At 38.8% G+C, this 7,990-nt stretch carries 8 protein-coding genes and 1 other annotated feature; of the genes, 2 read left to right on the top strand and 6 right to left on the bottom strand.

What is annotated here, in order from left to right; all coding sequences use genetic code 11:
• The 4 genes from rplL to rplK form a co-directional block, all read right to left on the bottom strand.
• The coding region (gene rplL, locus EVI01_RS12910; protein ID WP_146811718.1) for a 50S ribosomal protein L7/L12 at window positions 1-358 on the bottom strand (358 nt) is incomplete at its 3' end.
• A 52-nt stretch (window positions 359-410) separates the two neighbouring features.
• A complete protein-coding gene (gene rplJ / locus EVI01_RS12905; protein ID WP_010720149.1) occupies window positions 411-914 on the bottom strand; it encodes a 50S ribosomal protein L10 in 504 nt (167 codons plus the stop codon).
• Between the two features lie 105 nt (window positions 915-1,019).
• Window positions 1,020-1,146: a sequence feature (ribosomal protein L10 leader region), on the bottom strand.
• Between the two features lie 78 nt (window positions 1,147-1,224).
• Window positions 1,225-1,914, bottom strand: a complete 690-nt coding sequence (gene rplA, locus EVI01_RS12900; RefSeq protein ID WP_010751855.1) for a 50S ribosomal protein L1 — start codon at window positions 1,912-1,914, stop codon at window positions 1,225-1,227.
• 103 nt (window positions 1,915-2,017) lie between these two features.
• On the bottom strand, window positions 2,018-2,440 hold the full coding sequence (gene rplK, locus EVI01_RS12895; protein WP_010751856.1) for a 50S ribosomal protein L11: 423 nt from the start codon (window positions 2,438-2,440) through the stop codon (window positions 2,018-2,020).
• 536 nt (window positions 2,441-2,976) lie between these two features.
• Here rplK and sdaAB point away from each other — a divergent pair.
• Window positions 2,977-3,645, top strand: coding sequence for an L-serine ammonia-lyase, iron-sulfur-dependent subunit beta (gene sdaAB / locus EVI01_RS12890; protein WP_010751857.1), 669 nt, complete (start codon window positions 2,977-2,979; stop codon window positions 3,643-3,645).
• Between the two features lie 12 nt (window positions 3,646-3,657).
• Window positions 3,658-4,530, top strand: coding sequence for an L-serine ammonia-lyase, iron-sulfur-dependent, subunit alpha (gene sdaAA, locus EVI01_RS12885; protein WP_010751858.1), 873 nt, complete (start codon window positions 3,658-3,660; stop codon window positions 4,528-4,530).
• 159 nt (window positions 4,531-4,689) lie between these two features.
• Here the strand turns inward: sdaAA and EVI01_RS12880 are convergent, their stop codons facing one another.
• Both EVI01_RS12880 and EVI01_RS12875 read right to left on the bottom strand, forming a co-directional pair.
• Window positions 4,690-6,000, bottom strand: coding sequence for an amidohydrolase (locus tag EVI01_RS12880; protein ID WP_010751859.1), 1,311 nt, complete (start codon window positions 5,998-6,000; stop codon window positions 4,690-4,692).
• The gene (locus EVI01_RS12875) at window positions 5,988-7,721 is read right to left on the bottom strand and encodes an adenine deaminase C-terminal domain-containing protein (protein ID WP_010751860.1); all 1,734 of its coding nucleotides are present in this window, start codon (window positions 7,719-7,721) and stop codon (window positions 5,988-5,990) included. Before EVI01_RS12875 ends, EVI01_RS12880 begins: the two co-directional genes overlap by 13 nt.
• Window positions 7,722-7,990: the final 269 nt, after the last annotated feature.

The raw sequence follows: 7,990 nt of genomic DNA, 5'->3' as shown, positions 1-7,990 counted from the left end.
TTACAGATGCGCCAACTTCTTCAAGTTTAGCTTTTAATTCTTCAGCTTCTTCTTTAGATACGCCTTCTTTAACTGGTGCAGGAGCGCCGTCAACTACAGCTTTAGCTTCTTTCAAGCCTAAGCCAGTTGCTTCACGAACTGCTTTGATAACTTTAACTTTTTGGTCGCCAGCTGCAGTTAATTCTACAGTGAATTCTGTTTGTTCTTCAGCAGCAGCAGCGCCACCAGCAGCAACTGCAGCTACAGGAGCAGCAGCAGATACGCCAAATTCTTCTTCAATAGCTTTAACTAGGTCGTTAAGTTCTAGGATAGTTGCTTCTTTTAACTCAGCAACGATGTTTTCAATGTTCAATGCCATGATATTTTCCTCCGTTTTAGATGTTCGTATTTTTATTTATGCTATGCGGCTATTAAGCTGCATCTCCATCTTCTTTGTCTGCCACTGCTTTGACAGCGTAAGCCACGTTTCTGACTGGCGCTTGTAGTACAGATAGCAACATAGATAGAAGTCCTTCGCGGTTTGGCAATTTTGCCAATGCTGTGATTTCTTCCAATGAAGATACTTTACCTTCGATGATACCGCCTTTGATTTCTAATGCTTTTGCTTCTTTAGCAAATTCGTCCATGATTTTCGCTGGTGCAACTACATCTTCGTTACTAAATGCAACGGCTGTAGGGCCAGTGAATACTTCGTCCAAGCCTTCTAATCCAGCTTTTTTAGCGGCACGAGAAAGGATTGAGTTTTTGATAACTTTCATTTCTACGTTCGCATCACGAAGTTGTTTACGTAAACGAGTCACTTCATCAACAGTTAAACCACGATAATCAACTACGACTACAGAAGCTGCTGCTGTAAATTTTTCACTTACTTCATCAACGATTGCTGCTTTTTTTGCGATAATTGCTTCACTCATTTTTGAGTTTCACCTCCTGAATTTTGATGGAAGAGTTTTTTATTTATAGGCCTTCGTTTATGGCTCAGACTTATTTGTTCATCATCTAATCACTTCGTTCTTAGTGATTCACAATAAAAAACTCTATGCCACCGCAGACATAGAGGGACTATTGAATATATTCAATAAACGTCCTCGGTAGGAAATTAAGGCAAATGCCACCTACTGTCTTCGGTACAAGTTAATTATTAACCTCAACTAGCTTAGCATGCTAAACTAGTTGAGTCAAGAATTATTTTTCAGTTGGATCAATCAACGTTCTAATTATAAATTAGAAAGAAGCTTGGTCTACATGGATACCAGGTCCAAATGTTGTTGTTACTGTGATATTTTTCATGTATTGACCTTTAGCTGCTGATGGTTTAGCTTTCACTAATACATCGTGGATTGTTGCAAAGTTTTCAACTAATTTTTCGTTGTCGAATGAAACTTTACCAATTGGTACATGGATGTTTCCAGCTTTGTCAACGCGGTAAGTTACTTTACCAGCTTTTACTTCGTTTACAGCTTTTGTAACGTCCATTGTTACAGTACCAGTTTTAGGGTTTGGCATTAAGCCTTTAGGACCTAAAACACGTCCTAGACGTCCAACAGTTGCCATCATATCTGGTGTAGCAACAACTACGTCAAAGTCAAACCATCCGTTTTGGATTTTTTGAACCATGTCGTCGTCACCAACGAAATCTGCACCAGCTGCTTCAGCTTCTTTTGCTTTGTCTCCTTTAGCAAATACTAAAACAGTTTGTGTTTTACCAGTTCCGTTTGGTAATACTACAGCACCACGAATTTGTTGGTCTGCTTTTTTAGGGTCTACATTCAGACGGTATGCAACTTCAACTGTTGCGTCGAATTTTGCAATGTTTGTTTCTTTTGCTAAAGCTACTGCCTCGGCAACAGGATAAACTTTACTTGAATCAACTTTTTTTAATGCTTCTTGCATTTTTTTGCTCTTTTTAGCCATTTTGGTTCCTCCTTGATTGTGGTTATAACGGTTGTACCTCCCACGTGTTCTATATCTTTCAATACAGAGCCAACTGAGAAGCTACTTTCTTAGGGTATAGAAATTATTCTACAGTAATCCCCATGCTTCGTGCAGTTCCTTCAACCATGCGCATTGCTGCTTCGATGTCAGCTGCGTTTAGGTCTTCCATTTTTAATTCAGCGATTTCTTTTACTTGATCGCTAGAAACTTTAGCCACTTTATTTTTGTTTGGTTCACCTGAACCTTTTTCAATTTTAGCTGCTTTTTTCAATAATACTGCAGCTGGTGGTGTTTTTGTAACGAATGTGAATGAACGATCTTCGTATACAGAAATAACAACCGGAATGATCAAACCTGCTTGATCAGCTGTACGAGCGTTGAATTCTTTTGTGAATCCCATGATATTGATACCCGCTTGACCCAGTGCAGGACCTACTGGTGGAGCTGGAGTTGCTTTACCTGCAGGAATTTGCAATTTAACGATTTTTTCTACTTTCTTTGCCACGAGACATACCTCCTTAAGTCCGTGATGTGGTTAATTGGAGATGCATATTTCTCCTCCCACGTTTTCTCTCATAATCCTTCGATTACTCGACAAAATAATGCGCACGACAATGCACACTGATACAGTATAGCAAATTTATTCTTTTTTTCAAGTTTTTTTTCAGTAAATTTCAATTTTATTGGTGAATGCTCTAAAAAAATGCTTAAAATAAACAGGAAGTCACACGCACTAAGCTTCTTTTGTGATACACTTACGCCAGGAAGCGAGCAAGTAATGTTTCTAAAAGCATAAATATAGTAAGGATAGATGAGCTAACTAGAAAATGAACACTTCCCTTCGTTTGTCTTTTAGTGCTTGTTTTTTAGTCTCAAACCATGATCTTTTGTGAAAAATCGGTTAGCTTTGTCAAAATTTACTATTATTTACTCTATTGATAAGAAATCATGATCCGTCTATTTTTCGAAGTTTTAATATGAAGAAATCTTTATTTTCATGCTTTACATAGCAATTTTATTCACTTAAAGGAGATGGTAAAAATGAAAGAACTAAAATATCGTAGCGTTTTTGACATCATTGGTCCCGTGATGATCGGGCCAAGTAGTTCTCATACTGCAGGCGCTGCCCGTATCGGAAAAATTGTCCGCAGTATATTTGGAGAACAACCAGATTCTGTTGATATTTATCTTTATGAGTCTTTTGCTAAAACCTATCGAGGACATGGTACTGATATTGCATTGGTCGGTGGGCTACTAGGCATGGAACCAGACGACGAACGTTTGGCAGACTCACTGAAGCTTGCTTATGAATCAGGGATGGAAGTCTTATTTGTTCCTAAAGGAGAAAAAGCAGAACACCCTAACTCCGTAAAAATGCTGTTAAAAAAAGGCAATCGCAAACTTTCAGTGACAGGTATTTCGATCGGTGGCGGCAACATTCAAATTTCAGAACTAAATGGCTTTAAAATTTCACTTAGCATGGGGACACCTACATTCATCATCGTTCATCAGGATGTACCCGGAATGATTGCTAAAGTAACAAATATTCTTTCTGAGACAAATACCAACATTGGTACCATGACGGTTACACGAGAATCAAAAGGTGAAAATGCCATTATGATTATCGAGGTCGATGATCCACAAGTTAATGACACAATTAAAAAATTAACGCAATTACCAAATATCGATAGTGTGAATTATTTTGATTAAGGAGGAAGAAAGATGTTTTTCTCTATTGAAGAATTAGTCCAACAAGCAACGGACTATCCAAGCGTAGCGGAGCTGATGATTGCAGTAGAAATGGAAATGAGTGGACGTTCTCGCGAGCAAATCATTGCGATCATGGAAAAAAATCTCAATGTCATGGAACAATCCATCGCTGAAGGAAATGAAGGCGTGACTTCTGTAACTGGTATTACTGGTGGAGATGCTAAAAAATTAGCTACTTATTTAAATGAAGCTGATTTTTTAAGCGGTGAAACCATTTTATCTGCCGTTCGCAACGCCATTGCGGTTAATGAAGTCAATGCAAAAATGGGATTGATCTGTGCTACTCCTACAGCAGGTAGTGCAGGAGTCGTACCCGGCGTGCTAATGGCTGTACGCGAGCGCTTGGACTTAACACATAAACAACAACTGGAATTTCTTTTTACAGCCGGTGCATTCGGTTTGGTGATTGCCAATAATGCTTCAATCAGTGGCGCGGAAGGTGGATGTCAAGCAGAAGTTGGTTCAGCAAGTGCTATGGCAGCGGCGGCTTTAGTTTGCGCAAAGAATGGTACCCCTCATCAAGCCGCACAGGCGGTAGCTATTACCTTGAAAAACATGATGGGATTGATTTGTGATCCTGTAGCTGGTCTTGTTGAAGTACCTTGTGTAAAAAGAAATGCACTTGGTTCTTCTCAAGCTTTTATCTCTGCCGACATGGCTTTAGCTGGAATAGAAAGTGTGATCCCACCTGATGAAGTAGTCACTGCGATGCACCAAGTTGGTCGACAAATGCCAGCTATTTTTAAAGAAACCGCAGAAGGTGGTCTGGCTGTCACGCCAACAGCGAAACGACTAACAAAAGAAATATTAGAAAAAGAAGCATAAGGTATAACCGTCTTTCCTTCTTTTATTAGAAACCATGATTTTATTGTTTAAACATGCAAAAGAAACGGAGACATCAATCGGATTGGCATTGATGTCTCCGTTTTTTGCTTTACATTCTTGTCTAATTTCTTTGTTGGACAATGATTCTTCTCATCGCCACTACATTCGTTTTTTTGCTTCTGAAACGAAGACTTCCATTTGTTCGTAGAGGTTTGCTCGAATTTGTGACAAATCTTGGTCAACCAACTGATGATCATTGACTAACTGTCTTCCATCCACCCAGACATGTGCTACATTGGAGGCATTTGCTGAGTATACGAGTGCAGAATAAGTATCAAAAATCGGAAACATATTTACTGACTTTGTTTCAACAACAATCAGATCCGCTTTACTACCTATCGTAAGTTGTCCAGTGTCCTTAAAATTCAGGGCTTCGGCGCCTCCTCGAGTGGCCAATCGAACAATTTTTTTTGCTGGAAAAAGTGCGCGATCCTTTTCGAAGGTTTTATGGAAATTTGCAAATAATTTCATTTGCGTAAAAAGGTCTAAGGTATTGCCACTACTAGGTCCATCTGTTCCCAATCCAACGGTCAAACCCGCTGCAAGCATTTCTTTGACAGGCGCTACTCCTTTTGCCGATTTTGTATTTGCACCAATACAATGAGCAATAGCAACTTGACTTGCCGATTCAGCGACTAAAGCAATATCGGATTTTGTCATATGAATACAGTGCGCCATGATCAGTGGTCGTTCCATAAAGCCAAGCTCTTTTAATAATTCAAAAGGCGTTTGTTGATAACGTTCTGCTAATTCCTTCATTTCATAGTCCATCTCGGCCACATGGAGCGTAATTGGTACATCAAAACGCTGACTTAATTCAACTGTTTTTTTTAAGCCTTCATAAGAATTGGTATTTGGTGCATGTGGCGCAAGTGCTGGCGTAATCAGCGGATGGTCTTGCCATTTTGGTAAAAAGGTTTCACAGTATTCTAAACCTCCAGAAGGCTGTGAACTATCACTAACTGGCATATCAATAATGGTTTCTCCAACTAGTGCGCGAATTTTAAATTGATCACAAACCATTGCGACTTGATCTTCGAAGTAGTACATATCACAAAAACCAGTCACACCACTAAGGAGCATTTCACTAATTGCATAAGCCGTACTAGCAGCAACCAGCTCCTTGTTCATAAAAGCTTCCAATGGGAACAAAAAGCGTCGCAAACGATCTGGCACATCATCGCCTAATGAACGAAAAGGAATCATCCCCGCATGTGTGTGTGTATTTACAAAGCCTGGTAACAGCAAACCATTTTCGCCATCAATCACTTTTTCTGAAGAAACTAATCCCTCTCGCCATTCACCTAGATCAATAATTCGATTTTCTTCAATTAAAACATAGCCATTTTTGTATTCAGTCATTTGATCATCCATTGTCAGGATATGTACGTTTTTAATTAACGTACGCATAAGACAGCACCATCCTCTGGAAAAATCAGTGGATAAAATTCCTGCGTTTTTGTGTTCATCATCCCTTTATCCGTCATTTTGATCGTTGGCGATACTGGTAGCGATAAAGTCGAAAACGACATGATTTCATTCATATTTTTGTAACCCAGATCCTGCATTCCTTGGCGAACTTTTTGTAAATCCCGTCCTAATTCTTCAATCGGTGCCTGTGAAACGATTCCACCAATCGGTAAAGGACAACTAGCAACTACTGACCCATCATTCACTACTACATATCCGCCTTGCAACTCCAGTAACTTTTGCTGAGCCAGTAAAATATCCTCGCTGTTATTCCCCATAACCATCACGTTATGATGGTCATGTGCCCAAGTGGTTGCAATACTACCTTTTTGGGAAATAGGTTGTTCCATCAGTGCATAAGCAATATTTCCGTTTTTCCCATAACGTTCCATCACTACTAGTAAGGCACAATCAGAATTTTCCCAATCAAGATAGCCATCTTTTACTGGAATTTCTTTTGTGATTCTTTCAGTGAAAGTTCCAACTTCGTATTTTCGAATGACATTACAGCGAACACTCGATAATTCAGTCCCTACTCTTAATTGCAAATCCTTCGCCGTCAATTTTTTACAATGAACAGTATGACTATAAGAATCTGGAAATTGTTCAATTTTTTCAGGATAGGCTACAGCAACTCCTTTTCGATAAACTTGCTTACCGGATTTATAAACAGCCGCAATCGAAAATGTCTCTAAATCATCTAATAAAATAAAGTCCGCCAAACGACCAGGTCCAATCAAACCACGATCATTAAGCCCCATTCTTCTAGCTGGTGTATAAGTGGTCATATAAATTGCTTTTTCAATTGGCAACCCTGCAGCAACAGCTTTTTTTAGATTTTCATTTAAGTGACCTTCTAATAAATCATCTGCCATGACATCATCCGTAATCAGACAGGAATAATCATAATATTCGTTTTCTGTGATGACAGCCATATTTTCCGGCGTAATGGACTTATTCTGAAACTGAATAAACATCCCATTTTCAATTTTTTCGGCAAGTGACTCCGGAAACTGATGTGTGTGATCGGAAGAAATTCCGCTATACATGAAGGCAGCTAGTTCCTCTTCATAGATTTTAGGACAATGACCTTCTAAGGGCATTGTAGGGCGTTGTTCTTTACACAACTCAATAATTTGTCGAATTAACGATTCAGGTTCATGCGCAATGCCGTGAAAATTCATGGCCTCGCCTAAACAAATAACTTTAGGATGAGCTAAAAGTGTTTTTGTTTCATCCAAGCCAATTAATCCGCCTGTGGTTTCTAGTTCAGGGGTTGTCGAAGGAACTGAAGAAGGAATCGCATGAAAAATATCCAATTCAGTCTCAGCATTCATGAATTCTGTTAGACCGTCAATTCCAAAAACATTTGCCATTTCGTGAGCATCAGCAATTACCGTGGTGACACCAAACGGAAGCACTGCCTTAGAAAAAATACTTGGCGTTGTCATTGAACTTTCAATATGCATATGACTATCAATCAATCCAGGTATCAAATATTTCCCGCGTCCATCAATTTCTTGCTCCACTTGCAAATGACTGACATCCTTTGACGTTATATAATAAAATTTACTTCCGCTCACAGTAACATATTTCGTTTCAAAGCACTGTTTAACTGTATTAAAGACTTGGGCATTTTTAATCAGTAGATCAATCTTCATATAAATCTTCCTTTTCTTTTTATTAGACAAGAATGAGGTTGTGAACAGCATGTTCTGCTTCAAGAATTAAGAACGAAAAATTGAAAATAGCTTCCCATATTTTTGATTTTTTGGACTTAATTCCGTAGAAGCAATGCTGTGAACACCGTGGATATAGGTTGTGAGAGCATTGTTTAGCTCCGATGATAATAAGAAAAAATTTTTAGAAATAGCTCCTCATATTTTTAAAAATTTTAGCTTATTTCAAGGAGTTGATGCTTGAACACCGT

Source organism: Enterococcus villorum, assembly GCF_007990225.1.
Lineage (GTDB): Bacteria > Bacillota > Bacilli > Lactobacillales > Enterococcaceae > Enterococcus_B > Enterococcus_B villorum.
Note: the sequence above shows the minus strand (reverse complement) of the source record. Positions and strands in the feature narration are given on the sequence as shown.

Coding starts and splice junctions, on each gene's coding strand:
- rplJ (WP_010720149.1), bottom strand. CDS start 914: ATGAGTGAAGCAATTATCGCAAAAAAAGCAGCAATCGTTGATGAAGTA.
- rplA (WP_010751855.1), bottom strand. CDS start 1,914: ATGGCTAAAAAGAGCAAAAAAATGCAAGAAGCATTAAAAAAAGTTGAT.
- sdaAB (WP_010751857.1), top strand. CDS start 2,977: ATGAAAGAACTAAAATATCGTAGCGTTTTTGACATCATTGGTCCCGTG.
- sdaAA (WP_010751858.1), top strand. CDS start 3,658: ATGTTTTTCTCTATTGAAGAATTAGTCCAACAAGCAACGGACTATCCA.
- EVI01_RS12880 (WP_010751859.1), bottom strand. CDS start 6,000: ATGCGTACGTTAATTAAAAACGTACATATCCTGACAATGGATGATCAA.
- EVI01_RS12875 (WP_010751860.1), bottom strand. CDS start 7,721: ATGAAGATTGATCTACTGATTAAAAATGCCCAAGTCTTTAATACAGTT.